Genomic DNA, 23845 nt, shown 5'->3' on the forward strand with positions numbered 1-23845 from the left:
CCGCTGTCGGAACCACGCCCTAGGCTGGGGCCATGTCGGACACTCGCGGCGCGTCACAGCCGACGCCTGAGGAGGCGGCGGACGGCGAAGCACGTCGCGTGAGCCTCCCCGTCCCCGCCGGATCGATGGCTCCCGAGCCCATCGAGGGGGACGAGGGCGAGGTCATCCCCGCAGTCACTCCCCCTGGCGACGACGAGATCCTGCCGACGACGGGCAGCATCCCGTTCGCACCGGTGGCGGGCCGCCCGGTCTCGCCCTATGAGTCGCGTGGCAACGGCGACGATGCCACCACGGACGACGTGCAGCTGCTCGGCTCGACCGCGGTGACGAACGCCTCGCGCGAGGCCTCCGGGGCTCCCACGGCGAGCCTCCCCGCGGGATGGCTGCGGCCCGCAGGCTCCGGCCCCGCGCCCGCGTCGCCTCCGGCACCGGCCTTCGGCGACGACGAGATCCCGTTCACACCCCGCTTCGAGCCACGCACGATCTTCGCGCCGGTCGCGCTCTCGGATGCGCCCGACGAGGCGGACGACGACCGCGCGCCCGAGGCCGCTGAAGGACCCGCGGATGCCACGGCTGCCTCGGCGGGCCCGCGCACGGCGGATCTGCCCATGATGGCGGCCTTCGCTGGAGCGGATCCCCTCGAGGAGCCCGGAGAGCGAAGAGATGCGGACGGGCCCACCGTGACCGAGGTGCCCACGGACGACGCCTCCCCCACCGAGCCGAGCTCCGACGAGCACGGCCCCGCCTCGTCCGACGGCGACAGTCCCACCCGGCCCCGCGCCTCGATCGTCGTCATCATCCTGCTCGTGCTCGCGGGCCTCGTGGTCTGGGCGGGCGCCGCGTACGGCGCGGTCGCAGCCCTCTCCCCAGATCCGGTCGTCGTCGACGGCGAGATCCGCGTGGCGGGCCCGGACGGCCCGACGATCTCACCGATCGAGCTCACGGACACGACCGACTTCCTCGCGGCGATCCCGCTCACCGCAGGGGTCTTCGCACTCACCAACGCGGAGACGCTGGACCCCGAGGAGTCCGACCTCCCCCAGGAGGCGGCAGAGGCCTACGACCTCCAGTACAGCGACGGCACGGACATCATCGACGTCCTCGCGATCCAGCACTACAAGGCCGGCAAGGCGAAGAAGGCCTACAACACCTTGTCCAAGGGTGGCGAGGACCTCGGCGGCGTCGAGGACTCGACAGGAGAGGTCGTCGGCGCCGCGGCCGTGATCGACGACGGCGACGCTTCGACCGTGGTGTGGCGCAACGGGACCGCGGTGTTCGTGGCGACGGGCGACCACGACCAGCTGCTGGAGCTGTACCGCCTGTACGGGCTGTGACCCCCGCGCCGAGGGGCCCCCGGGGCGCGGGATCGGACACCCGCGCCGAGATCTTGTCCGCAGCGGCGAACGTCTTCGTGCGCGACGGCTACTCGGCCTCCATGCGCGCAGTGGCACGCGCGGCAGGCGTGGACCCCGCCATGGTCAGGCACTGGTTCGGCTCCAAGGTCGAGCTGTTCGTCACCGCGCTGCGCCCCGCCGAGCGCGACGACCCTCGCCTGGCCAGGCTCATCGAGGTGCCCGAGGAGGAGCTCGGCGCAGCGATGGTCGATCAGTTCCTGAAGCTCTGGGACGACCCGGTCGACGGGGTGAAGATGCGCACGATCCTGCGCACCGCGATCGCCTTCGACGAGGTCGCGGACTCGATGCGCGGAGTCATGCTGAACGACGTCATGCTCCAGGTGCTGCTCGCCCGCGGCTACGACGAGGACGAGGCACTTCTGCGCGCCTCGCTGGTCGGCTCGCAGATGATCGGGCTCGCCGTCGCGCGACATCTGCTCGGATTCTCCAGACTGGAGGAGGCGCCCAGGGCGCAGCTGGTGGAGATCTACGGGCCCACGCTCCAGAGATATCTCACCCAGGACCTTTGAGGGGGTTGCGCTCACGCGCAGAAGGAGGATAATTCCTCACATGGAGAATAATGCGATCGAGATCGAAGGTCTCAGGGTCGTCCGGGGAAGCAAGGAAGTCCTCCACGACCTCTCGTTGACCGTGCCGCGCGGCGCGGTCGTCGGACTGCTCGGCCCCTCGGGCGGCGGCAAGTCCACCCTCATGCGCTCGATCGTGGGCGCGCAGATCGTCGCGGGCGGAAGCGTCAAGGTGTTCGGCATCGATGCCGGGAGCCCGCCGCTGCGCCACCGCGTCGGCTATGTGACCCAGGCGCCGTCGGTCTACGGCGACCTCACGGTCCGCCAGAACCTCAGCTACTTCGGCACCCTCGTGGGGGCCGACGCCGACAATGTCACCCACACGATCGCGAGCGTCGGGCTCGAGGAGCAGACCGACCAGGTCGTCGGCACCCTCTCGGGCGGTCAGCTGTCGCGAGTCTCCCTCGCCGCGGCGATCCTCGGGCACCCGGACCTCCTCGTGCTCGACGAGCCCACCGTCGGCCTCGACCCCGCCCTGCGCGACGACCTGTGGAAGCTGTTCCGTCACTTCGCGGAGGGCGGCACCACGATCCTCGTGTCGAGCCACGTCATGGACGAGGCGACACGATGCGATCGGCTGCTGTTCCTGCGCGAGGGACGCATCCTCGCCGACGGCACGCTCGACGAGATCACGACCGAGACGGGCACGACGGACGCCGAGTCCGCGTTCCTGGCCCTCGCCCGCGGGAAGGAGGCGGCATGAACGCCAAGCTGACGGTCGCGACCGCGAAGCGCGTGCTGCTGCAGCTCCGCTCGGACAAGCGCACGATCGCGATGATGCTCGTCCTTCCGCTCGTCCTGCTCACGCTCCTGTGGTGGCTCTTCAAGGACACGGTCGACCCGACCACCCAGATGTCGACGTTCGACCCGCTCGGCGCACGCCTCATGGGCCTGTTCCCGATGCTGCTGATGTTCATCATCACGTCGGTCGCCACGCTCCGGGAGCGCACCTCGGGGACGATGGAGCGCCTCATGGCCTCCCCGATGCGCCGCGGCGACGTGGTGCTCGGCTACGCCATGGCGTTCGGCCTCGTCGCGATCGTCCAGGGCACGGTGCTCGTCCTGTACTCGGTGTACGTCCTGAGCCTCGACGTGGCGGGACCGGTGTGGGCGCTCGTCCTCATCATCGTGCTCGACGCCCTGCTCGGCACCGCGCTCGGCCTCGCCGCATCGTCCCTCGCGCGCACCGAGTTCCAGGCCGTGCAGATGATGCCCGTGGTGCTGCTGCCTCAGCTGCTGATCGCGGGCCTGTTCATGGACCGCGAGGACATGCCCGACGTCCTCTACTGGGTGTCCACGGTGCTGCCGCTCAGCTACGCGATCGACGCGATCAACGACATCCTCGCGGATGACGTCGCGGGGATCTGGCCCGAGGTCGCGATCCTGCTCGGCTTCATCGTCGGCTCGCTCGTGCTCGGAGTCACGACGCTGCGCCGCCGCACCGCCTGATCCCGAGCCGCGAAGCCCGCCCCGCGCCCGCGCGGGGCGGGCTTCGTCGTACCCGGGACGGCGATGTCGCACCCGGCCGATAGCCTGGACCGCATGACTGAGACGAACTTCCCGCGCGTCGCCGTCCTCGGCGGCGGAGGCACCATCGGCACGACAGTGATCGGAGCGATGCGGGGCGCGGGCTGGCCCGCGGACCGGATCGTCGCGGCCGGCCGCAGCGAGGAGCGGCTCGCGCCGCTCGCCGCGGAGTACGGCATCGGGACGACGACGGACGCGGCCTCGGCCGTCGAGGGCGCCGACGTCGTGGTCACCTCGGTCAAGCCGCAGGACATGCGCGCACTGCTCGCGCAGATCGCGCCGTCCGTCTCCCCCGACGCCCTCGTGCTGACCGTCGCGGCCGCGCTCCCGTCGTCCTTCTACGAGGAGCTGCTCGCCGACGGCACCGCGGTCGTGCGATCGATGCCGAACACACCTGCGCGCCTGGGCAAGGGCGCCACGTCCATCTCCGCCGGCGCGCACGCGACCGAGGAGCACATGGCGCTCGCGGAGCGGATCCTCGAGGGCACGGGACTCGTCGTGAGGGTCCCCGAGGACCTCATCGCAGGCGTGTCCGTGGTGTCGGGCTCAGGGCCCGCGTTCTTCTACGCGGTCGCGGAGGCGATGGCCGCCGCGGGCATCGCGAACGGGCTCGACCGCGAGATGGCGGAGGCGCTCGCCGCGCAGACGCTCATCGGCGCGGGCGCGCTGCTCGAGGAGTCCGGCGAGACCCCGGCCGAGCTGCGCGCCAAGGTCAGCTCGAAGGGCGGCACGACCCTGGCCGCGCTCGCGGCGATGGAGTCCGCGGGCCTCCAGGGCGTCTTCTCTGCGGGCGCCAACGCTGCGATCGCGCGCGCGAAGGAGCTCGGCGAGGAGCTTCAGCAGGGCTGACCGAGGCCCCGAGCGGGGCCTGGAGCCCGGGACGGATCACCAGGGCGAGGGGCGATCCTCGTCCCGGATCGCATCGTCCGGGAGGCGCGGGAGCGCGCCGCCGTCGCCGCGGATGCACAGCCAGCGCAGCTCCGTCGCACTGTCGGGCAGGCAGCGCCAGGTCCGCATCACACCCTGGCCCACGCGGATGCACGTGCCGGCCTGGACGTCGACCACCTCGTCGTCGAGACCCATCTGCCCCTGACCCGCGAGGAAGACGTACAGCTCCTCGTCCGAGTCGTGGCTGTGCCAGTAGCCCGCCTCCTCGCCCGGCACCAGGGCGTTCGCGGTCATCCCGATGAACTGCATGGGCAGCTCGTGGTCCACGACCCGGCGCCCCTCGCGAGAACGGTCGGGCACGAAGCCGCCGTAGTGTGTGCGCCACTCGTCGAGGGCTCCGAGCTCGGTCACCTGGTAGTCGCTCATGGCGACAGTCTGTCAGCGCCCGCGAACGTCCGACAGCATCAGGCGTCGAACTCCGCGAGGAAGTCGGTGAGGCGCTCGTACATGTCGTGCGAGGCTGCGTCGTCGTACTCGTGCCAGCCCTCGAACCCGAACAGGTGCGCGTCGCCGGGATAGAGGAACTCCTCGCATGCGTCGCCCGCGAGCGCGAGGAAGGCCGCGCGCTCGTCGGGGTCGACCCACGGGTCGTCCTCCGAGTGGTGAAGCTGCACGCGCAGGCCCTCGGGCCACGCCTCGACGCCGAAGCGCGAGGGGGCCACCGCATCGTGCATCGCGATCAGCCCCCTCGCTTCCGGGTCGGTCAGCGCGAGCGCCGTCGCGAGCGTGGCCCCGAGCGAGAAGCCCGCGTAGATGCGAGGCCCCTTGAGCCCGGAGGTCATCTCGCGGGCGCGCGGAATCCAGTGATCCGGGCCCCTCGCGTCGATGTGGGCGACGGCGGTCTCCACGTCATCGAAGGTGCGACCGTCGAACATGTCGAGCGCGAGGACGTCGTGGCCGTCCTGCTCGAGGATCTCGGCCCACTGTCGCACGTGGGACGTGAGCCCGAGCGCCGAGTGGACAAGGACCACAGTCGCCATGCTGACCTCCGGGGTGGGGTGTGATCCCACGCTACGTGGACGATGCGACCGGGGTGATTCGAGCATCGTCCCATGGTTCCAGTTGACACGACTTAACGGTGTTAAGCACACTGGAGGCATGACCGCCACACAGCCCGCGACACGCGACGTCCGCTCGGCGATCCTCGCCGCAGCGACCGCGCTGTTCGAGCAGCACGGCCCCGACGGGCTGTCCATGCGCCAGATCGCGCGCGAGATCGGCTACTCGGCGACCACCATCTACCTGCACTTCCGCGACAAGGACGACCTGATGCAGGCAGTGTGCACGTCTGGTTTCGCGGAGTTCGGGGCACAGATGGAGGCGGCCGGGCAGGGTCCTGAACCATTCGCCGAGCGGCTACGCGCCGTCGGCCTCGCCTACGTGGACTTCGCGTTCGCGCGCCCGATGCACTACGACGTCATGTTCGTCCGGCCCAAGGAGTGGACGCTTCCCGACGGCGGCGAGGATCCCAGCTTCCTCGGCATGGTCGCCATGATGGAGGCCGCCCAGGCGTCGGGAGAGATCCGCCCTGGCAGTGCGCGTGAGCAGGCGGCTGGTGTCTGGTCCGCCCTGCACGGCGTCGTCTCGCTTGCGCTCGCCATGCACGGCTCCGTCGACATCCTCGAACCCCAGGCGGTGCGCGCTCGCGCCGCCCACGCCGTCGAGCTGCACCTTGCGGATCTCACGGCACCACCCCTGACCTGACGCCCCGGCGAGGAGTGTTCCGACCGCTTCACATCCATCGATTAACACCGTTAACCAAGGAGAGATCATGACCACCCACGTCGTCCTCGGCACCGGCACGATCGGCGCCCCACTCATCCGCGAACTCACCGCACGCGGCCAGCGTGTCCTCGCGGTCAACCGCTCCGGCTCACGCGCCGGCATACCCGCCGGCACGGAACTGCTGGTCGGAGACCTCTCCGACCCCGACTTCGCCCGTCGCGCCTTGCGAGACGCGGACGTGGCATACCAGCTCACCATGCCGCCCTACCACCGGTGGCAGCAGGCGTTCCCGACCCTTGCCACGTCAGTGCTCGAGGCCGCGAGCGCCACCGCGACCCGCCTGGTCCTCGGCGACAATCTGTACTCCTACGGGCCCCCAGACGGTCCGCTGAGCAACGCCAACCCCGAGCGGCCCACGACGGTCAAGGGACGCGTCCGCCAGTCGATCGCGCACGAGGCCCTCGAGGCCCACCGTGCCGGGCGGGTCGTGGTCGCGCTCACCCGGCCCTCGAACTTCTTCGGCGCCGACTACGCGCTCACCCGTGACCTCCTGGTCGGCCCCGCGCTGCGCGGCGCCCGCATGTCGGTGCTCGGGCGGCTCGACCAGCCCCACGCGTTCGGCTACCCGCCGGACATCGCCCGCGCCATGGCGGACATCGGCGACTCGGACGATGCCTGGGGCCGCTCGTGGGTGGTCCCCGCGCTCGAGCCCCTCACGCAAGGGGACCTGTGCGCGCGGATCTGGCGCCGCGCAGGGCAGCATGGACGGCCCAAGGTCGCCGCGCTGCGAGGGCTGCCGCTGCGGATGGTGGGGCTCTTCTCCGCCCAGCTCCGCGCGAGCGCCGAGATGGTCTACGAGTTCGACCGCCCCTTCCTGGTGGACGCGCACGAGTTCGAGGCGCGCTTCGGCTGGTCGGCGACGCCCGTGGACGAGGCGATCGACGCGACCGTCACTGGCATCAAGAGGGGCCTCGCCTCAGCATCGTCCGTCTGACTCTGTGGCGGGATCGCTCCGACCCCGATAGCCTCGATACCCACTGGGGTACCCCGGTGAGCACGCCGATGTGCGAGGAGGCTGACATGACCGCGTGGCGGATCCGCGACGCCCATCCCGAGGACCTCGAGGAGGTCGTGCGCCTCTGGGAGCGTTCGCGCGCTGCCGGCGTCGAGCCGGTCTACGCGCTCGCCGAGGTGCTCCACTCGGCGCAGCAGGACGATGCGGTGGTCGCGACGGTCGGCGACGAGGTCGTGGGCGCCGCGGTCGGGCGACGCGCGCACAACCAGGCCTGGGTGGTCTTCCACGCGGTCGACGAGGAGTGGCACGGGCGCGGGATCGGCGCAGGACTTCTCGGCGCGCTCGAGTCCAGGGTCGCAGAGGACGGCGTCACCACCGTCTCCGCCCTGGTCCCCGCCGAGCAGGACTACCTCGACGCGTACCGCGACGCGGGCTTCGCGGAGAAGAAGGCCGTGCGCTACCTCGAGCGCCGGCTGCCCGTGCAGCGCGAGGAGCGCGGGCCGCTCGCGGAGCTGGGAGGCCGGGTGCTTCCGCGCGGGCTGTGGGACGCGGTCGGGGGCATGAGCCACGAGAAGGCGCTGCTCGAGAAGCGCCTCGTGCTGCCATTGGCCCAGCCGGACCTGGCCGACCGCTTCGGCGTCGCCCCGCCCCGCGCGGTCGTCCTGTTCGGGCCCCCCGGCACCGGCAAGACGACCTTCGCGAAGGCCGTCGCGTCGCGGCTCGAGTGGTCGTTCGTCGAGGTCTTCCCGTCACGCCTGGCGGCCGACCCCAAGGGACTCGCGGGGGCGCTCCGCGAGACGTTCACGCAGATCGACGAGCTCGAGCACGCCGTGGTCCTGATCGACGAGGTCGAGGAGATCGCGTCCCATCGCCGCGGGGACCCGCCCTCGCCGCTGCAGGGCGTGACGAACGAGCTGCTCAAGATCATCCCGGCCTTCCGCGAGCGCCCCGACCGACTGCTGGTGTGCGCCACCAACTTCATCCGATCGCTCGACTCGGCGTTCCTCAGGCATGGGCGCTTCGACTACGTCATCCCGATCGGGCTGCCCGACGCCGAGGCGCGCACCGCGATCTGGGAGCGGTTCATCCCGCCGGCCGCTGGCGAGGTCGACCTCGCACAGCTCGTCGCCGCGTCGGAGGGCTTCACCCCCGCGGACATCGAGTTCGCCGCGAGGCGCGCCTCCCAGTCGGCGCTCGAGAAGGCCGTGGTCGATGCCGCGGCGGCGGACGGTCCGACCACCTCCGACTACCTCGAGGCGATCGGAGCGACGCGCGCGACCGTCGCACCCGAGGTGGTCGCGGAGTTCGAGGAGGACATCGAGTCCGTCGCGCGACTGTAGCCACACCTCGCCGGAGCTCACGCTCGCCTTCCCCACCGGCACCGTTCTCCGCGTCCCGTGCGACCCAGACCCGGGACCTCACCTCAGGGACCACCCCGACTCAAGGTCCCTCCCAGGTGGGCCCGCGCACCCACGCGCGGGCGATGTGGACACCCCGACCCCGGACCTACGTTCGTGGAGGACGCCCTCGCGGCGCCCGCGCAGCCGGCAAGGCGCCGACGCTCGACGAGGGGGACCCATGACCACCACCACGACCACGCGGATACGCACACTCGACAGCCGCGACCTGCCCGACGACGAGCAGTACCCCCTGTGGAAGATCCTCGCGATCTGGGCAGCGACGGCGCTGCCCATGGGGGTCGGCCTGTGGTGGGTCATGCCCACCTTCATCGCTCCGCGGATGGACGTGCCAGCGCTCGGCTGGCTGCTGCTCGCGACTGTCGGACTCGTGTGGCAGGCCGTGCTCGCCTTCCTGATCCTGCGCCGCGAGGTGCGCCCCTTCACGTGGGAGAACCTCAAGCGCCGCCTGTGGCTCGGCAAGCCGCGCAGCCCGCGCACGGGACGCACGAGTTGGCGATTCCTGTGGTGGGCCGTCGGAGCGGCCGCGGTCTGGGCCGGCATCGGCGCGCTCGGCCTGGTCGACCCGCTCAACGACGCGCTCGTCCACTCCTTCCCCGCCATCGCACCTCCCGACTACGCACTGATCGAGAACCTCGCGGTGCCCGAGGTCGTGGGCCAGTGGTGGATCATGGGCGTGCTGCTCGTGCTGATCGCCGCCAACTACCTGGTCGGCGAGGAGCTGATCTTCCGGGGCATCCTGCTGCCGAAGATGCGCGGTGTGTTCGGCCGCTGGGACGTGCTCGCGAACGGGCTCCTGTTCTCCTGGTACCACCTCCACCTGATCTGGGAGGTGCCCGGCATGATGCTCACCGACTGGATCTACGCGTACCTCGCCAAGCGGTACCGCTCGTACTGGATGAGCGCGCTGTTCCATGGCATCGACGGGGTGTTCCTGCTGATCGTGTTCCCGCTCGCGATCGCGGGGGTCATCCAGTCCTAGCACCAGGGATCCTCCCCCACCCCGCGACCGGACAGTTGTGCACGCACTCGTGACCCGCGCGACTCGAGGTGCGGGAGGGAATCCCCTCCCGCACCTTCCGTCACAGCATCCACAGGTGCGTGCAGAACTGCACGGGGCCGTGGGCTGCGCGCGGGCAGCGCCGGGGCGTGTGCTGCGCGCACGACGGAGCGCGGGCGAGCCGGGATCGGCGCGGTGCGCAGGCTAGAGCTCGGCCAGGAACTCGATCACCCGGTCGTGCATCAGGGCACCCTGGTACTTGTCGTACACGGGCAGGCCCGCGAACGCGAACAGATGCGTCGAGCCGTCGTACTTGAACTCCTCGAGCGCACCCTCGGGGGCGAAGCGCACGAAGGCCTGCAGCTCCTGCGCCTCGCACCACGGATCGTCGATCGCGTAGTGCAGCTGGCCCGTGAGGCTGTCGCCCCACGAGGCGGCATCGATCCACTGCGGCGACATCGCGCCGTGCATGAGGATCACGCCGCGCGCATCCGGGTCGGTCAGCGCGAGCACCTCGGCGACCGCGGCTCCCAGGGAGAAGCCCGCGTAGACGGGGTTCTGGCCGAGACCGCCGTGATCCGCGATCGCGTCGCGCACCGCGGCGACGTGCTCGCTCAGCGGCACGGCATCAGCGCGCTCGACGCCCGCGTCGAGGTCCTCGTAGGTGTCGCCTCCGTAGAGGTCGGGGACGATCACGTCATGCCCTTCGGCACGAAGATCGTCGGCCCACGCGAGGACAGTGGGCGTGAGGCCGAGCGCGGAATGGATGAGGACGACGGTGGCCATGAGGACTCCCTTCCGCCCCTCACGCTACGCGGGTGAGGCGTCGCGCGCCGCCTCGACAGGCGCGACGAGCATCCATCGGATGCCGAACCTGTCCTGCACGGTCGCGAAGTGCTGCCCCCACGGCATCGGCGCCGGGTTGGAGGCCTCGAGCGCGGCCTCGGAGAGCCCGAAAAACAGGTGGTTGAGCTGCGCCAAGTCATCGCACTCGAGATTGATCGACATCGCGTTGCCGAGCCTCAGCATGTGGCCCATGCTCGGCGAGATGTCTGTACCCATGATCTCGTGGCCGCCGAGCAAAGGCAGCGCGACGTGGAGCACCCCGGCGGCCTCCTCCGGCGGGACGGCCGGCAGACCGTCGCCCGAGGGGAGGGATGACTTCCGCGTCAATGGAGCGGAGTACTGCGTCCCGAAGACCTCCTTGTAGAACGCGAAGGCCTCCTCGCAGGTGCCGTCGAAGTTGAGATACGTGCTGACCTTGGCCATGGAAGCCTCTCCATTCGCGGCGCGCGACGATGCGTGCCCTCCCTCAGGCTAGGACCAGCGCCTATGCCGACGCCAGAGGCACCCGCGGCCGCGTCGTCGAGGCGCGGCGGGTGCGTCGGCACACGCGAGGCCGCCGGGCCCGTGGGGGCGGGTCCGGCGGCCTCGCGTGCGGTCTATGCGGGTCAGGATGCGGTCAGAGTGCCGAGCTCCTCGCCGCCGGAGAGCGTGCCGCCGATCGTCAGCGGTCCGACCTCCTCGCCACCGGAGACCTCGCCGTCGGCGTACACGGTGTAGGTCTCCCCCGACTCGAGCTCGGCGGAGGACAGGATGAGCGAGGCGGACAGCTTCTCGGTCGTGAACGACATCACGAGCTCGCCGTCCGAGTCGACCACCGAGATCACGGTGCCCTCCGTGACGCTGGAGCCGAAGGTCATGCCGAGCACCGCCTGGTCGCCGCCGTCGGGCGCCTCGGCCATGCCGGACGAGCCCGACGCGGCGATCGTGCCGCCGTCGATGTCGAACGTGCCGTTGTAGTCGATCGCGCCGTTGCCGCTGTCCTCGGGTCCGGAGATGACGACGGTGCCGCCGGTCATCGTGATGGTCCCGTTCGAGTCGAGCCCATCGCCGTCGGCGTCGATGAGGTACGTGCCGCCTGAGATGTAGACCTCGACGCTGACCGTCGTCGAGTCATCGGCGACCGTCTCGGTCTCGGTGGTGTCGGTGGCGGTCGAGTAGTCGGCGGTCTCCGCGGTCGTCGAGTCGTCCGAGCCGGAGGTGTCGGAAGCGCCGTGGCTGCCGGGTCCGCCGCCCATGCCGCCCCCGCCGCCGCCCATGCCGCCCATCTCGGACGAGCCGGAGCCGTCGGAGCCGTTGATGCCGTCATCGCTCGAGACGATGCTGACGGCGCCCGAGTCGAGGTAGATCACGGCGGCCTCGAGGCCCTCATACGAGTTGAGGATGTCGATCTCGGCGTCGCCGATGCGCAGATAGACCTCGGAGTGGATGCCGTCGTCGCCGGCGTCGACCGTCATGTCGCCGCCCTCGATCGTGACCTGGTTGGCCGCGTCGATCCCGTCGGTGCCGGCGGTCAGGTCGATCGTGCCGCCAGCGATCCAGACGATGCCGACGTAGCGGTCGGGCTCGTCCTCGTCGGCCTCGTTGTCGGACTTCAGCGCGTCGCCGGTCGCGTCGACCGTGACGGTGCCGTCGAGGATGATCAGGTGGTCCTTGCCACGGATGCCGTCGTCGGCCGCGCTCACCTCGTACGTGCCGGAGGCGATGACGAGCGAGTCCTTGGACGTGATGCCGTCGTTGCGCCCGGCGTCGACCACGAGGGTGCCCTCGCCCGCGAGGAACAGGTCCGCGGTCGAGTAGATCGCGGCGCCGCCCGTGTCCTCGTCGGTGTCGTCGTACGTGCCGGTGTCGGAGACGTAGTTGGTGCTGCCCGACGCCGTGTAGAGGATGAGGTTGTCCGCGTCGTCGACCGTGATCGCCGGCGCGCCGTCGCTCGTGATGTCGACGCCGTCGAGGATCAGGGTGACGTCGCCGTCGGCGACGTCGACGACGATCTGGCCGTCGGAGAGCTCGCCGGACAGCACGTACGTGCCAGCCGCGGTGATCGTGATGGTGTCGCCGTCGACGGAGACGCCGTCCCCGCCCGAGGAGGCGCCGTCGGCGAGGGTGATCTCGGTCGCCGAGGACGCGTCGGGGGACAGGTCGACGTCGGGGAGGTCGATGTCGTCGTAGGTCGCCTCACCCTCGGCGACCGCGCTCGACACGGTCTCCGTCGACGAGTCCGAGGACTCGGAGGTCGTCGTGTCGGAGCCGCTCGCCGAGTCCGACGAGTCGGTCGTGTCCGAGGTGCAGCCGGCGAGCAGAAGCGCGCTCGTCGCGGCGAGGGAGGCGAAGGCCAGCGCGGGCCTGCGGGGGAACTTCATGGCGATGCCTTTCGGGGGTGTCAGCTCGCGAGCGCGGCCGCACCGTCGACGTGACGGCGCAGGGTTCGGGCCCAGCGGTTGGCGGGGAGGTCGGGCCGCAGCGCGGCCATGGACGTGCAGTACTTGCTCACGCGCTCGGGGCGGATGCCGCGCGCCCACAGGGCACGGTCCACCTCGCCCGCGTGACGGGTCACCTTGGTCTCGACGATGAGGCGCTCGTCGTACGCGACGGAGTTGCCAGCCGGGTCATGCGCGGCCACGTCGGTATCGACGGTGACGCGACCGTCGGGGGTGACGAGCGTCGTCCGCAGGTACGTGGTCGTGAGCGACGGCCGGAGGACTCCGGCGACGGACGCGAGGCGGGGGAACTCCTCGACGAAGTCGAGCGCCTCGGAGGTGAGCCCGCCCGAGAGGTCGGGCAGCTCGTCGAGCATGCGACGCGACTTCACGGTCGCACCGGAGGCCTCGCGCTGCTTGACCTCGATGGCGGAGATCCCAGTGTCGAGGTACCGGCGGGTGCGGACCTTCGTGCGGCGGGGACGACGGTGGGCGGCCTCGCGGTACATCCGCAGATCGTCGGTGTCGTAGTAGACGGACTCGTAGCGGAAGGCGCGGCGCCCGTCGATCTCGAGCACCCGGACCGAGTCGTGCAGCGAGCTCACGACCTCAGCCCACACGCCCGGCTCGATCAGGTACTTGCGGTCGACCCGGGTGAGCATCGCGGCCGTCTCCTCGAGCTCGTCGAGCCCGATGCTGTCCAGAGTCGCGATCTGCGACTCCCACGCGGCGGTCGTCATCGCAGCACCGTGGGGGTCGGCTCGGTGCGGACGTCACCCGTCGCGGCGACGCCGTCCAGCGCGTCGTCCGGGTCGATCAGCGTGTAGCGGACCTCGCAGGCCGTCGTCTCCGCCACGTAGTCGACCTTGCGGATCGAGATGCGGTGGACGTTCGCGCCGAGCATCGCGGACGCGAGAGCGGTCGCCTCCTTCTCGTCGGCGACAGCGCGGTCGAGCACGAGCTGCGTGAGGCGGGTCTTGGCGAACAGCTGCGGGTGGTCGCCGATGAAGATGACGCCCAGGAGCACGGCCATGAGCGTGAAGCTGATCGCCGCGTTGCCCGAGGGGAAGCCTCCGAGCAGACCGAGCGCGATCGCGGTGAAGTAGTACGCGATCTCGTTGTGCTCCATCTCGGTGGAGCGCAGGCGGATGATCGACAGCACGGCGAAGATGCCCATGCCGAAGCCGAGCGTCAGGTCGGCCGTCGCCATGGCGTAGGTGACGCCCATCACGCCGACGTTGATCGCGAGGAAGGACACGATGAGGTCCTTGCGGCGGTGACGCGGGAAGTAGAGCCCGAACACGAGCAGGGCGACCGCGACCAGGTCGGCCGCGATGTAGATGAAGACTGACATGGCGTGGCTCCTCACGAGGCGAATACGGTTCCTGAAGGCTGTTCACCTTTCGTTCATCTAGTACACCGAACGAACCTGGGAACGGGCTCAGAACCAGGACAGAAGGGTGCGGGAGCCTCCCACGTGCACGCATGTATAAGGCCAAGCCGCCCGTTTCCGCACGATTCGCCGGGAACCTCCCGGCCAGTCTGAGCGTTCTGAACACTTCCTCTTGGCGAACCTGGAGGCGACTTTGCGAGACTGGGGTCATGTCACAGCGCCGAATCCTGGTTGTCGACGACGAGGACAACCTCCGCACCATGCTCGTTGCCGCCCTCAAGTACGAGGGTTACGACGTCTCGTTCGCACCTGATGGGCAGACCGCCCTCAAGATGGTGCGCGAGTCCGCCCCCGATCTGATCGTCCTCGACGTGATGATGCCCGACCTCGACGGCTTCGCCGTGTGCAAGCGCCTGCGCGATGCCGGCAACCGCACGCCGGTCGTGTTCCTCACGGCGCGCGACTCGTCGTCCGACAAGGTTCAGGGGCTCCAGATCGGAGGCGACGACTATCTCTCGAAGCCGTTCGCGCTCGAGGAGCTCGTCGCGCGCGTCGAGGCCGTGCTGCGACGCGTCGACTCGTCGCCCGACTCGGCCGAGACCTGGACTCTCGCGGATCTCGTCATGGACGACGTCGCCCACCGCGTGACCCGCGCCGGTGAGGAGGTGCACCTGTCCCCCACCGAGTACAACCTCGTGAAGTTCCTGCTCCAGAACACCGGCCGCGTGCTCTCGCGCGGCCAGCTGCTGCAGAACGTGTGGGGCTACGCACCCGATGACGACCCGTCGGTCGTCGAGACCTACGTGGGCTACATCCGCCGCAAGGTGGACGCCTACGAGCCCAAGCTCATCCACACCGTCCGCGGCGTGGGCTACACGATGCGAGTGCAGCAGGCGTGACGAACGTACGGGCGGGGATGTCCCTGCGGGCACGCCTGCTCATCGGGTTGGCGATCGTCGCCGCGATCGCCATCGGCGTCGCCGTGACCGTCACCGTCACGACCCACAGCTATCTGGTGCAGCAGCTCGAGGAGCGGCTCGAGTCGTATTCGGACCCGATCGACTCCTTCCTCGGTCGCCGCGGCGGCGGCTCGCAGGACCTCGCGCCCGTGAGCCCTCCCGACGCCCTCACCGAGGACGAGGAGGAGATGGGTGAGCGCCCCTCGGACGCCTACACCGGCCTTCTCGATCAGGACGGCAACTGGGCCTTCCTCCTCGAGTCGAACACCGGCGACGGCGATTCAGTCCCGGACATCGACTCGATCGACACCTCGAAGCTGTCGACGACGGACGACGTCTACTTCACGGTGGGGGCGCAGGAAGGGGCGGACAGCGAGTATCTGGTCCTGGTCCGCTACTCGGACACTTTCGACGCGTGGTCCTTCACGGCGGTGTCGCTGGACAGCGTGCACGACGCGACGACCCAGCTCATCGTGATCGAGACCCTCGGCATCATCGCGCTGCTCGCAGGCCTGAGCCTCGTCGCGCTGTGGGTGATCCGGCTCGGCATCACGCCGATGCGACAGATGGTCGACGCGTCGAAGCAGATCGCGGAGGGAGACATGTCGGTGCGCCTCGAGGGCGCCTCCGCCGGCTCCGAGAGCCACGACCTCGCGATCGCGCTGAACTCGATGATCGGCCGCCTGACCGCCTCCCTTACTGAGCGCGAGCGCTCCGAGAAGAAGCTCAGGGAGTTCGTCGCCGACGCCTCGCACGAGCTGCGCACCCCGCTCACGACCGTGCTCGGCTACGCCCAGCTCTACCGCAAGGGGGCGCTCGCCGAGAAGTCCGACGTGGACGACGCGTGGAACCGCACCGAGGCCGAGGCCAGCCGCATGAAGCGTCTGGTCGAGGAGATGCTCGAGCTCGCGAAGTTCGACGCCCTCCCCGAGCTGCAGCGCGTGGACATCGACATCACGGCGCTCGCCGCCGAGATCGTCGGCGACTCCGCCGCGGCGCACGCCGAGACCGAGTTCGCGCTCGACGCGGACGGGCCCGCCGTCGCCGCGATCGACCCCGACAAGGTGCGCCAGGCGGTGTTGAACCTCGTCCGCAACGCCGCGATCCACGGCGGCGATCACGTCAACGTCCGCGTGACCGCTACCGACGGCGCTGTGCGCATCGCGGTCGAGGACGACGGACCCGGCATGACGCCCGAGATCGCCGCCCGAGCGACCGAACGCTTCGTGCGCGGCGACTCGTCGCGCTCGCGCGCCAAGGGCGGGGGCTCGGGGCTGGGGCTCGCCATCACCGCGGCGATCGTCGACGCCCATGGAGGCACGCTGTCGGTCGCGAGCACCGTCGGTCACGGCACCACGGTGACGCTCACGATCCCGCGCGCGCCGCTCACCACGGGCGCGGTGCCCGTGCTGACGCAGGACTGATCGGACCCGGCCCGGGCGGGCCACCGCCCGGGCCACCCCCGCATCGTCCTGGCCCGCATGACCCCCGAGCCTCGCTCTGTCAGTCGTCCTGAAGCATCCGCTCCAGTCGCGCGTAGCTGGTCTCCATGCCACCGACCATCCCGGTGCCGAGGATCATGTCCTTGGTGGCCGCGTCGGGGTACTGGATCACGAGCGTGATCAGGGTGCCGCCGTCGTCCTCGATCATCATGAGGTCGTTGGTGTTCTGAGGCTCCGGCACCCCGATCATGCGCTCGGTGGTGACGGCGCGACGGGGAGCGTCGACGAGCAGCACCTCGCCCTCGAAGCCGAAGGGCTCCCCCTCGGTGCCCGGCTCGGGCGCCCATGCCGTCCGATGCGTGCCGCCCGGCTCAAGGTTCAGCTCGCACTCCGTCATGCGCCAGCCGTCGGGGCCGAGCAGCCACTGCCTCTGCAGCTCCGGGGTGACGTAGGCATGCCAGACGGTGTCGCGATCCGCCTCGATCCACCGGCTGATGCGCACGTGGACCTCAGAGAGCTCCTCGAGCAGCGTGCCCTTGCCCGCGGCGAACTCCCGCAGCCCCTCGAGCACCCGGTCCATCTGCCCCATCGCCATGACCATGCCCTGCTCCATGCCCATCTCGAGCAGCTGCTGGAGCTCCTCGAGGGAGGTGAACCACGTCGTCGAGCGCAGGCGGCAGCCGTCGTCGGTCGACTCGAAGGCCATGGAGAGCCTCATGGTGGGCATCGCCGCGTTGGGGGCCCCTGAATCGTCGGCGAAACCGTCGATGACCTCGATCAGCTCTCCGGGGACGATGCGCGTGAACTCCCAGTAGCCGGCGGACGTGGTGCCGTCGGGCCCGGTCATGGAGTACAGGGAGGTGCCGCCGACCGTCATGTCGTGGCGGGTGAAGCGTGCCGGCCATCCTGGCGGACCCCAGAACAGCTCGAGCTGGCGCGGATCGGCGTACGCCTCCCACAGTCGTGCGACCGGCACCGGGAAGTCCGCGATGACGGTCAGCGTGAGTGCGTCGAGATTCTTCGTGACGTCGGTGATGGGCATGGTGTTCCTTCCGGGGCGGAACGTTCAGGGGGTTGCGGTGGGGGTGGACAGCACAGAGTCGAGCGCGTCGATGCGGTGACGCCAGACCCGCTCGAAGGCGTCGAGCAGGCGCTGCGCCTGTGCGAGCCGCTCGGGGTCGGCGCGGACGAGGCGCCGGCGGCCGTCGGGTCGTCTGGTCACAAGACCCGCCTCCTCGAGCACCGCGACGTGCTTGCTGACCGCCGCGAAGGACATGGAGTACTCGGCGGCGAGCGCGGTCACGGACTCGTCGCCGACCAGGGTGCGCCGCACGATGTCGCGTCGCGTCGCATCGGCCAAGGCGTGGAAGAGTCGGTCCACCTCGGCGTCGGAGAGATCAGCTTGTACAACCATATGGTTGAACGATAAGCCCGGCGCGGCAAGGTCGCCACTCGAATGCCCCCGCGTCAGCTCCCAAGGAGGAGGCGGCGCCACCTACCGGTAGACGGCCTCGACGATCGCGCGGTGCGTCGGCGACTCCGCACCGGGGTGCGCGGTGTTGGTCATGATGACGCACGTGATCCCAGCAGACGGGTCCACGAACCAGTGATGGCCGTACGCGCCGCCCCACATGTAGGTGCCCTCGGAGTGCGGCACGCCCGCGGCGACCGGATCGGCGAGCACTGCCCCACCGAGCCCGAAGCCCCAGCCCGCGCCGCCAGCCTCTGCCTCGGGACCGACCTGGAGCGACATCATCTCGCGCACCGACTCGGGCGACAGGATCCCCTCGCCGTGGAGACGCAGCGCCTCGAGCAGGCGCATCACCTCGTCGGCGGTGGCCACCATGCCGGACCCTCCCGACGGGTACACGTGGGGGTCGAGCGCGCGCCCGGGCGAGAACACCGTCGAGGTGCCGTCCCCGTTGTCGAGCGAGAACGGATCGGACATGAGCACCGGCGACGACGCGCTCGCCGCGTAGGCCGCAGCAAGCCTGGAGGGGTCCTTGGCGAGGAATCCCGCATCGTGCATGCCGAGCGGCTCGAACACCGCGTGGCGCAGGATCTCCGCGAGGGGCACTCCCGCGGAGGCCTCGAGCAGGTGGCCGGCGACGTCGAGCCCGAGACCGTACTCCCAGCGCTCGCCGGGCGCGAAGTGGAGCGGCGCCTTCGCGAGACGGTCAAGGTTGTCGTGCATGCTCGGCACGGAGGCATCGAGCCCATCGGAGATGCCGAGCGCGTGGTACGGATGCCCCGGCTTCTGCGCGAAGCCGTAGCCCAGCCCGGACGTATGCGCGAGCAGGTGGCGCAGCGTCATGTCGGGCTCGGTGCCGTCCGCGAGCAGCGGGTGGAAGCGGGTCAGCCACAGCGAGGTCGGCTCGTCGAGCCCGACCACGCCCTCCTCCACGAGCCGCATCGCCCCGACCGTCACGAAGGTCTTGGTGACGGAGGCGAGGCGGAAGACCGCATCGCGCTGCATCGAGGCGCCGGCCTCGCGGTCGCGCATCCCGAAGGCCCTGGAGTACGCGAGCTCTCCATCCACGGAGACCAGCACGACTCCGCCGACGACCCTGTCCGCCGCACGCGCGGTGTCGAGGGTGGCATCGAGGCGGGAGGAGAGAGTCGTCACGTGCTCATCGTGGCACGGAAAGGTTCACTGTGGAGACATCGAGTGGCGGAAATAAGAAGGCAAAGGCTTCTTCAGGGAAACCCCAAAGGATGACCTTGGGACGTTCTGCCCGGATTCTGGTCGACGAGCTGACGTGTCCGCGCGCGGCGCCAGACGCTCTCGGCGAGGTTCGGACAGGCCACGCCGCGCCACGACAGGGAAGCAGTCACGCCAGCTCGCGCCGCATGACCCTTCTGCGCAGTGTGGGGGTCGACACCATGCGCAGGCCGGCAGCCTCGAATGCCCCCACCGTGCCGACGAAGAGGGCGCCCTCAGGAGTGTCCCCGGCGGGGTCGACAACGCGAGGGTAGCCCTCGACGGCGGCGGCACCTCTCGCGCGCGCATGGTCGACCGCCGCCACCGCGAGCGCGGCCATGAGCCCGCGTCCGCGGAAGTCGCGCCTGACCACGAAGCACGTGACGGCCCAGACGCGGTCGTCGTCCTTGTCCTCGTCGCGCCCGAGCCATGGGTAACGCGCGGCGCGCAGACGCAGGTAGGCCGCACGCGGCTCGACGGCCACCCAGCCGGCCGGCACGCCGTCGACGAAGGCGAGCAGCCCCGAGGTCTGCTCGCGGTGCGTCCCGCAGCCCGCCTGCTCGCGCAGCGCCTCCGCACGGGCGTCGCGCGACATGGCGCTGAAGTCGGCCCGAGGCAGCCTGACCCACTGGCAGCGGCACGCGCGCTGGTCTCCCGGCGCATCGAACACCGCCTCCAGATCCGCCGGATCGGCCTGAGACGCCGGGACGATGCGCACGTCGGTCGGGCGTGACGGATCAGACGAAGTCGCGGGACTGGAGGACGATGCTGGCTGAGATGGCGGCGCTGGGCGAGACGACGATGCGGCCATGGCGACAGTGTCGCGCCTAGGTCCGACATCCGCACCAGGTGCCAGCATCGTCCGCGTGGCCCGCCCCTCCTTCCCTAGGCTGGCCCCGAAAGAACGGAGCCACATGCACGCCCGCCTTACGCCTCGCGACACGCTGCTGGCCGTGCTCGTGACGATCGCATGGGGCGCGAACTTCGCGGTGATCCGCCTCGGCGTCGCGGACATGCCTCCGCTCCTACTCGCCTCCCTGCGCTTCGTCGTCGTGTTCGCGCTCGCCGCGCCGTTCGTCCCGCGCCGAGGGATCCCCTGGCGACGGCTGATCCCGATCGGCCTCGCGATGGGCGTGGGCCAGTTCGGCTTCCTGTTCGTCGCGATCGCGCTGGGGATGCCCTCTGGCCTCGCCGCCACGGTGCTGCAGGTCCAGGTGGTGTTCACGACGCTGTTCGCCGTCGCGTTCCTCGGGGAGAGGCTCACCGGCCGTCGCATCGCCGGCCTCGTCATCGCGGTCGCCGGGATCGTCCTCATCGGGCTTGACGCGGGCGCGTCGGCGACCGTCGTCGGCTTCGCGCTCACGGTGGCGGCCGCCGCCTGCTGGGCGACCTCCAACGTCCTCACGCGCCGCCTCGGCGCGGTCGGCGGGCTGTCCGTCGTCGTATGGTCGGCCGCGGTGCCGCCGATCCCCCTGTTCGCGCTCTCGCTGATGTTCGAGGGCCCGACCGAGATCGCCACGGCGCTCACGCATCCCACCTGGGGCGCGGCGTTCTCGCTGGGCTACCTCGCGCTGCTCGCCACGCTGTTCGGCTACGGAGTCTGGAACACCCTGCTGGGGAGGTACCCCGCCTCGACCGTCGCCCCCTTCTCGCTCCTCGTCCCGCCCGTCGGCCTGCTGACCGGCTGGCTCGCGTTCGACGAGGTGCCCGACGTCCCGTCCCTCCTCGGCGCGGGGCTCGTCATCGCCGGCATCGCCGTCGCGAACATCGTGGTCGCGCGCCGCAGGCCGCGGAGCGTCTCACGCACGCCGGCGGCTGAGGACCCGGAGCCCGAGGAGCCCGTCAGGGTGCTCTCGTGATCCGCAGCGCGCCGACACCTCGACTCCCCCAGCGGGTCGCTCACGCCGTCGCGCGCACCTCGGCCCGTACGTTCGCGTCGGGATCGCCGACGATCCCGCGGTAGACCTCGAGCTTGAAGTCCAGGAAGTCGAGCCGCTCGCGGTCGGCCGCCATCCGCTCGAGCAGCTCCTCGCGATAGCGCACCAGCACCTCGATCCGCTCGGGCACCGTGTGGTCGCCCGACCGGCTGAGCTCGACGAAGTCCTTGATCTCGCGGATCGGCATGCCCGTGCCGCGCAGCAGCTGGATCGTGCGCACCCACCCCAGGTCCTCGTCGGAGTAGCGGCGGTGCCCGTTGGGCGCCTTGCCGACCGGCGCGAGCAGACCCTCGCGCTCGTAGTAGCGCAGGGTGTGCTTGGAGATCCCCATGCGCGCGGCGGCCTCGTCGATCGTGCACCCGTCCATGTCCCCACCGTAGGCCGGGCGCGCCCGCCCGTCACGGGGAAGGGACGATGCGGCGGGCGCCCCAGATCGAGGTGTTGACTTCGAGCGCGCTCGAACTTCTAGCGTCGCAGACATGGACACACAGGGAACCCGCACCGCCCGGGAGATCGGCGGCACCTGGATCGCACCGCTCGGCGTCGGCGCCATGCTCATGGGGACCAGCACCCCGGAGAGCGAGGCCCGGCGCATCCTCGACCACTTCGTCGGCGAGGTCGCCCCTCGCTTCACCGCGCCGGACGGCTCACCCGCACGAGCGATGGTCGACACCGCCGACTGCTACTGCTGGTGGGAGGCGCCCGGCACCGACGGAGGCCAGTCGGAGGCGCTGCTCGGACGCTGGCTCGCCGACACCGGCGCCCGCGAACGGGTCATGCTCGCCACGAAGGGCACCGCGCGCGTCGTCGACCCCGCGGCGGCGTTCTCACCCGACGGCTCGGTGGACTGGGAGGCCGCCTATGACCACTTCGTGGGCGCGTCGCGCGAGGTGGTGCGGGAGTCCATCGCTGCCTCCCTCGACCGGCTCGGCGCGGAGAGTGTCGACCTCTACTACGTGCACGTCGACGACCGCCGAGCACCGCTCGAGGAGACTGTCGGGGCTCTCGCCGGACTCGCGGAGGAGGGGAGGATCGGCGCATATGCGTGGTCCAACGCCCCCGCATGGAGGATCGCGCTCGTGCAGGAGATCGCGCGTGCGCACGGCTGGCCCTCGCCCGCGACCGTGCAGCTCCAGCACAGCTACCTGCGACCGCGCGCAGGGCTGAGCGACTTCCGCGTCGTCGGCCACGAGCATCTGGACCTCGCACGCACGACGGGCATGCCGCTCGTCGCGTACTCGCCCGTCCTGAAGGGCCTCTACTCCGCGAAGGAGCGTCGCGATCCATCGTTCTGGGCGATGCCCAACTACGTGGGACCCGACGCTGATGCTCGCTTCGCCGCGCTCGACGCGGTCGCGGCGGAGACGGGCGCTACCGGGAACCAGGTGGCGCTCGCGTGGCTCATGGCGCAGGAGCAGCCAACCGTGGTGCCGCTGATCGGCGCCCGCACCTGGGATCAGTACCTCGAGTGCGCGGAGGCGGTCGACGTGGAGCTCACGCCCGCGCAGGTCGCGATGCTCGACACCGCGAGCGCGTGACGCGCCGCGCCTCGGGGCGGCGCCGATCGCGTGCCCTTGGCGCCGACGGATCCGCGTGCCGGCTCACAGCCCCTTCGCGTACCAGCGGTCGGCGTGGGGCTCGCCGTTGAAGTCCGGCACCTGGGCGTAGCCGCGCGCCTCGTACATCCTGCAGGCCGGGCCGAGCGCGGAGTTCGTGTCGAGGCGCACCACATCGGCGCCGGAGAGGCGGGCACGCTCCTCGAGCGCGTCGAGCAGCGTCGCGCCGACAGCCAGCCCACGCGCCGAGGGGGCGACCCACATCCTCTTGAGGAACGCGGGCTCGCCCGCGGGCAGGGTGACGCCACCGCATCCCACGGGCTGCCCGTGGAGCATGACGAGCAGGAACGCGCCACGGGGCTCGGTGAGCTCCGCTGCGCCGACCGCGACCGCCTTGGTCGGGTCGTAGCCGGCATCGAAGGACGCCTGCAGCTCGGCGTAGTACTGCGCCACGCACCATCGCGCGGTGGGCGAGGCGGGATCGACCACCTCGACGGTGAGGTGCGGGCGCGTGAGCAGCCGGGTCACGGTGCGGGCGGCCGAGTCGAGCGCGCGCTGCTCGTCCTCGTCGAGCTCCGACAGCAGCGCGCTGGTGACGTCGTCGCTCAGGGAGTCGAGCGTGCGTGCCTCCTCCGCACCGGCGGCGGTGCGCCGGACCACCCGGGCGCGCGCATCGTCCCGGCTGGGCGCGACCTCGACCAGACCCTCGGTCTCGAGCGAGCGCAGCAGCCGCGACACGTAGCCGGAATCGAGCCCGAGCCGCGAGCGCAGTGCCGCGATCTCGACGCCGGTCTCCCCGATCTCCCACAGGAGGCGCGACGCGGCGAACGGCCGGCCGCGCACGAGGAAGTCGGCCTGGAGCGCACCGACGTCGCGCGTCACGACGCGCTGGAACTGCCTGAAGGACTGGATGAGCCGGGGATCCACATGCCTGACTTTAGTCAGACATCGCCGGGCGCCACAAGCGGTACCGGACGCGG

General features: G+C 70.7%; 26 protein-coding genes. 13 read left to right on the plus strand and 13 right to left on the minus strand.

What is annotated here, in order from left to right; all coding sequences use genetic code 11:
- Positions 1–32 precede the first annotated feature (32 nt).
- The 5 genes from B7K23_RS15610 (at position 33) to proC (ending at position 4357) form a co-directional block, all read left to right on the plus strand.
- Positions 33–1334 (plus strand): hypothetical protein, encoded by a 1302-nt coding sequence (locus B7K23_RS15610; RefSeq protein ID WP_159451284.1) that lies wholly within the window; start codon positions 33–35, stop codon positions 1332–1334.
- A gap of 53 nt (positions 1335–1387) precedes the next feature.
- Positions 1388–1924: a TetR family transcriptional regulator gene (locus tag B7K23_RS15615; RefSeq protein WP_159451285.1), complete on the plus strand. Its 537-nt coding sequence runs from the start codon at positions 1388–1390 to the stop codon at positions 1922–1924.
- 40 nt (positions 1925–1964) lie between these two features.
- Positions 1965–2684: an ABC transporter ATP-binding protein gene (locus B7K23_RS02890; protein ID WP_084124907.1), complete on the plus strand. Its 720-nt coding sequence runs from the start codon at positions 1965–1967 to the stop codon at positions 2682–2684.
- Positions 2681–3430 (plus strand): ABC transporter permease, encoded by a 750-nt coding sequence (locus B7K23_RS02895; protein ID WP_084124908.1) that lies wholly within the window; start codon positions 2681–2683, stop codon positions 3428–3430. Before B7K23_RS02890 ends, B7K23_RS02895 begins: the two co-directional genes overlap by 4 nt.
- Before the next feature lie 93 nt (positions 3431–3523).
- Positions 3524–4357 (plus strand): pyrroline-5-carboxylate reductase, encoded by an 834-nt coding sequence (gene proC / locus B7K23_RS02900; RefSeq protein ID WP_143338052.1) that lies wholly within the window; start codon positions 3524–3526, stop codon positions 4355–4357.
- Positions 4358–4393: 36 nt separating this feature from the next.
- Here proC and B7K23_RS02905 read toward each other — a convergent pair whose 3' ends face one another.
- Together B7K23_RS02905 and B7K23_RS02910 are read right to left on the minus strand one after the other, a co-directional pair.
- Positions 4394–4822, minus strand: a complete 429-nt coding sequence (locus B7K23_RS02905) for a cupin domain-containing protein (RefSeq protein ID WP_084124910.1) — start codon at positions 4820–4822, stop codon at positions 4394–4396.
- A gap of 38 nt (positions 4823–4860) precedes the next feature.
- On the minus strand, positions 4861–5436 hold the full coding sequence (locus B7K23_RS02910) for a dienelactone hydrolase family protein (RefSeq protein ID WP_159451286.1): 576 nt from the start codon (positions 5434–5436) through the stop codon (positions 4861–4863).
- Between the two features lie 118 nt (positions 5437–5554).
- Between B7K23_RS02910 and B7K23_RS15365 the strand changes: the two genes are divergently transcribed.
- From B7K23_RS15365 to B7K23_RS02935, 4 genes are all read left to right on the plus strand, one after another.
- On the plus strand, positions 5555–6160 hold the full coding sequence (locus B7K23_RS15365; RefSeq protein WP_159451287.1) for a TetR/AcrR family transcriptional regulator: 606 nt from the start codon (positions 5555–5557) through the stop codon (positions 6158–6160).
- A 67-nt stretch (positions 6161–6227) separates the two neighbouring features.
- Positions 6228–7175, plus strand: coding sequence for an NAD-dependent epimerase/dehydratase family protein (locus tag B7K23_RS02925; RefSeq protein ID WP_084124913.1), 948 nt, complete (start codon positions 6228–6230; stop codon positions 7173–7175).
- 86 nt (positions 7176–7261) lie between these two features.
- Positions 7262–8536, plus strand: a complete 1275-nt coding sequence (locus B7K23_RS02930) for an ATP-binding protein (protein ID WP_084124914.1) — start codon at positions 7262–7264, stop codon at positions 8534–8536.
- A 238-nt stretch (positions 8537–8774) separates the two neighbouring features.
- A complete protein-coding gene (locus B7K23_RS02935) occupies positions 8775–9596 on the plus strand; it encodes a CPBP family intramembrane glutamic endopeptidase (protein ID WP_084124915.1) in 822 nt (273 codons plus the stop codon).
- Between the two features lie 222 nt (positions 9597–9818).
- Here the strand turns inward: B7K23_RS02935 and B7K23_RS02940 are convergent, their stop codons facing one another.
- The 5 genes from B7K23_RS02940 to B7K23_RS02960 all read right to left on the minus strand — a co-directional run bounded on the left by B7K23_RS02940 (position 9819) and on the right by B7K23_RS02960 (position 14231).
- The gene (locus tag B7K23_RS02940) at positions 9819–10400 is read right to left on the minus strand and encodes a dienelactone hydrolase family protein (protein WP_084124916.1); all 582 of its coding nucleotides are present in this window, start codon (positions 10398–10400) and stop codon (positions 9819–9821) included.
- A gap of 24 nt (positions 10401–10424) precedes the next feature.
- Positions 10425–10883, minus strand: coding sequence for a VOC family protein (locus B7K23_RS02945; RefSeq protein ID WP_084124917.1), 459 nt, complete (start codon positions 10881–10883; stop codon positions 10425–10427).
- A 182-nt stretch (positions 10884–11065) separates the two neighbouring features.
- A complete protein-coding gene (locus tag B7K23_RS02950) occupies positions 11066–12820 on the minus strand; it encodes a carbohydrate-binding domain-containing protein (RefSeq protein ID WP_084124918.1) in 1755 nt (584 codons plus the stop codon).
- Between the two features lie 20 nt (positions 12821–12840).
- Complete coding sequence (locus B7K23_RS02955; protein WP_084124919.1) at positions 12841–13617, minus strand: VTC domain-containing protein; 777 nt, start codon at positions 13615–13617, stop codon at positions 12841–12843.
- Positions 13614–14231, minus strand: a complete 618-nt coding sequence (locus B7K23_RS02960; RefSeq protein ID WP_084124920.1) for a DUF4956 domain-containing protein — start codon at positions 14229–14231, stop codon at positions 13614–13616. The genes B7K23_RS02955 and B7K23_RS02960 overlap by 4 nt, the downstream gene beginning before the upstream one ends.
- 248 nt (positions 14232–14479) lie before the next feature.
- Here B7K23_RS02960 and B7K23_RS02965 point away from each other — a divergent pair, with 248 nt between their 5' ends.
- Both B7K23_RS02965 and B7K23_RS02970 read left to right on the plus strand, forming a co-directional pair.
- Entirely contained in the window at positions 14480–15169 is a 690-nt protein-coding gene (locus B7K23_RS02965; protein WP_084124921.1) for a response regulator transcription factor, read from the plus strand.
- Positions 15170–15186: 17 nt separating this feature from the next.
- Positions 15187–16653, plus strand: coding sequence for a cell wall metabolism sensor histidine kinase WalK (locus B7K23_RS02970; protein WP_084124922.1), 1467 nt, complete (start codon positions 15187–15189; stop codon positions 16651–16653).
- A gap of 79 nt (positions 16654–16732) precedes the next feature.
- Here the strand turns inward: B7K23_RS02970 and B7K23_RS02975 are convergent, their stop codons facing one another.
- The 4 genes from B7K23_RS02975 to B7K23_RS02990 all read right to left on the minus strand — a co-directional run bounded on the left by B7K23_RS02975 (position 16733) and on the right by B7K23_RS02990 (position 20090).
- The gene (locus B7K23_RS02975; protein ID WP_084124923.1) at positions 16733–17713 is read right to left on the minus strand and encodes an SRPBCC family protein; all 981 of its coding nucleotides are present in this window, start codon (positions 17711–17713) and stop codon (positions 16733–16735) included.
- A 24-nt stretch (positions 17714–17737) separates the two neighbouring features.
- Complete coding sequence (locus B7K23_RS02980; protein WP_084124924.1) at positions 17738–18085, minus strand: helix-turn-helix transcriptional regulator; 348 nt, start codon at positions 18083–18085, stop codon at positions 17738–17740.
- Positions 18086–18166: 81 nt separating this feature from the next.
- Positions 18167–19297 (minus strand): serine hydrolase, encoded by a 1131-nt coding sequence (locus B7K23_RS02985; RefSeq protein ID WP_084124925.1) that lies wholly within the window; start codon positions 19295–19297, stop codon positions 18167–18169.
- A 205-nt stretch (positions 19298–19502) separates the two neighbouring features.
- Positions 19503–20090 carry a GNAT family N-acetyltransferase gene (locus B7K23_RS02990; protein WP_084124926.1) on the minus strand — a complete coding sequence of 196 codons (588 nt, stop codon included), beginning with the start codon at positions 20088–20090 and terminating at the stop codon, positions 19503–19505.
- A gap of 196 nt (positions 20091–20286) precedes the next feature.
- On the opposite strand from B7K23_RS02990, the gene B7K23_RS02995 reads away from it, so the two are divergent.
- Complete coding sequence (locus tag B7K23_RS02995) at positions 20287–21231, plus strand: EamA family transporter (protein ID WP_084124927.1); 945 nt, start codon at positions 20287–20289, stop codon at positions 21229–21231.
- A 40-nt stretch (positions 21232–21271) separates the two neighbouring features.
- Here B7K23_RS02995 and B7K23_RS15620 read toward each other — a convergent pair whose 3' ends face one another.
- Complete coding sequence (locus B7K23_RS15620; protein WP_159451288.1) at positions 21272–21676, minus strand: MerR family transcriptional regulator; 405 nt, start codon at positions 21674–21676, stop codon at positions 21272–21274.
- Between the two features lie 112 nt (positions 21677–21788).
- On the opposite strand from B7K23_RS15620, the gene B7K23_RS03005 reads away from it, so the two are divergent.
- Positions 21789–22847 carry an aldo/keto reductase gene (locus B7K23_RS03005; protein WP_084124929.1) on the plus strand — a complete coding sequence of 353 codons (1059 nt, stop codon included), beginning with the start codon at positions 21789–21791 and terminating at the stop codon, positions 22845–22847.
- Positions 22848–22910: 63 nt separating this feature from the next.
- Here B7K23_RS03005 and B7K23_RS03010 read toward each other — a convergent pair whose 3' ends face one another.
- Entirely contained in the window at positions 22911–23792 is an 882-nt protein-coding gene (locus B7K23_RS03010; RefSeq protein ID WP_084124930.1) for a helix-turn-helix domain-containing GNAT family N-acetyltransferase, read from the minus strand.
- Between the last annotated feature and the right edge of the window lie 53 nt (positions 23793–23845).

This window comes from Demequina sp. NBRC 110054 (genome assembly GCF_002090115.1).
Lineage (GTDB): Bacteria > Actinomycetota > Actinomycetes > Actinomycetales > Demequinaceae > Demequina.

Excerpts from the sequence above, each read along its gene's own strand:
- B7K23_RS15610 (WP_159451284.1), top strand. The coding sequence starts at position 33 with ATGTCGGACACTCGCGGCGCGTCACAGCCGACGCCTGAGGAGGCGGCG.
- B7K23_RS02890 (WP_084124907.1), top strand. The coding sequence starts at position 1,965 with ATGGAGAATAATGCGATCGAGATCGAAGGTCTCAGGGTCGTCCGGGGA.
- B7K23_RS02895 (WP_084124908.1), top strand. The coding sequence starts at position 2,681 with ATGAACGCCAAGCTGACGGTCGCGACCGCGAAGCGCGTGCTGCTGCAG.
- proC (WP_143338052.1), top strand. The coding sequence starts at position 3,524 with ATGACTGAGACGAACTTCCCGCGCGTCGCCGTCCTCGGCGGCGGAGGC.
- B7K23_RS02905 (WP_084124910.1), bottom strand. The coding sequence starts at position 4,822 with ATGAGCGACTACCAGGTGACCGAGCTCGGAGCCCTCGACGAGTGGCGC.
- B7K23_RS02910 (WP_159451286.1), bottom strand. The coding sequence starts at position 5,436 with ATGGCGACTGTGGTCCTTGTCCACTCGGCGCTCGGGCTCACGTCCCAC.
- B7K23_RS15365 (WP_159451287.1), top strand. The coding sequence starts at position 5,555 with ATGACCGCCACACAGCCCGCGACACGCGACGTCCGCTCGGCGATCCTC.
- B7K23_RS02925 (WP_084124913.1), top strand. The coding sequence starts at position 6,228 with ATGACCACCCACGTCGTCCTCGGCACCGGCACGATCGGCGCCCCACTC.
- B7K23_RS02930 (WP_084124914.1), top strand. The coding sequence starts at position 7,262 with ATGACCGCGTGGCGGATCCGCGACGCCCATCCCGAGGACCTCGAGGAG.
- B7K23_RS02935 (WP_084124915.1), top strand. The coding sequence starts at position 8,775 with ATGACCACCACCACGACCACGCGGATACGCACACTCGACAGCCGCGAC.
- B7K23_RS02940 (WP_084124916.1), bottom strand. The coding sequence starts at position 10,400 with ATGGCCACCGTCGTCCTCATCCATTCCGCGCTCGGCCTCACGCCCACT.
- B7K23_RS02945 (WP_084124917.1), bottom strand. The coding sequence starts at position 10,883 with ATGGCCAAGGTCAGCACGTATCTCAACTTCGACGGCACCTGCGAGGAG.
- B7K23_RS02950 (WP_084124918.1), bottom strand. The coding sequence starts at position 12,820 with ATGAAGTTCCCCCGCAGGCCCGCGCTGGCCTTCGCCTCCCTCGCCGCG.
- B7K23_RS02955 (WP_084124919.1), bottom strand. The coding sequence starts at position 13,617 with ATGACGACCGCCGCGTGGGAGTCGCAGATCGCGACTCTGGACAGCATC.
- B7K23_RS02960 (WP_084124920.1), bottom strand. The coding sequence starts at position 14,231 with ATGTCAGTCTTCATCTACATCGCGGCCGACCTGGTCGCGGTCGCCCTG.
- B7K23_RS02965 (WP_084124921.1), top strand. The coding sequence starts at position 14,480 with ATGTCACAGCGCCGAATCCTGGTTGTCGACGACGAGGACAACCTCCGC.
- B7K23_RS02970 (WP_084124922.1), top strand. The coding sequence starts at position 15,187 with ATGTCCCTGCGGGCACGCCTGCTCATCGGGTTGGCGATCGTCGCCGCG.
- B7K23_RS02975 (WP_084124923.1), bottom strand. The coding sequence starts at position 17,713 with ATGCCCATCACCGACGTCACGAAGAATCTCGACGCACTCACGCTGACC.
- B7K23_RS02980 (WP_084124924.1), bottom strand. The coding sequence starts at position 18,085 with ATGGTTGTACAAGCTGATCTCTCCGACGCCGAGGTGGACCGACTCTTC.
- B7K23_RS02995 (WP_084124927.1), top strand. The coding sequence starts at position 20,287 with ATGCACGCCCGCCTTACGCCTCGCGACACGCTGCTGGCCGTGCTCGTG.
- B7K23_RS15620 (WP_159451288.1), bottom strand. The coding sequence starts at position 21,676 with ATGGACGGGTGCACGATCGACGAGGCCGCCGCGCGCATGGGGATCTCC.
- B7K23_RS03005 (WP_084124929.1), top strand. The coding sequence starts at position 21,789 with ATGGACACACAGGGAACCCGCACCGCCCGGGAGATCGGCGGCACCTGG.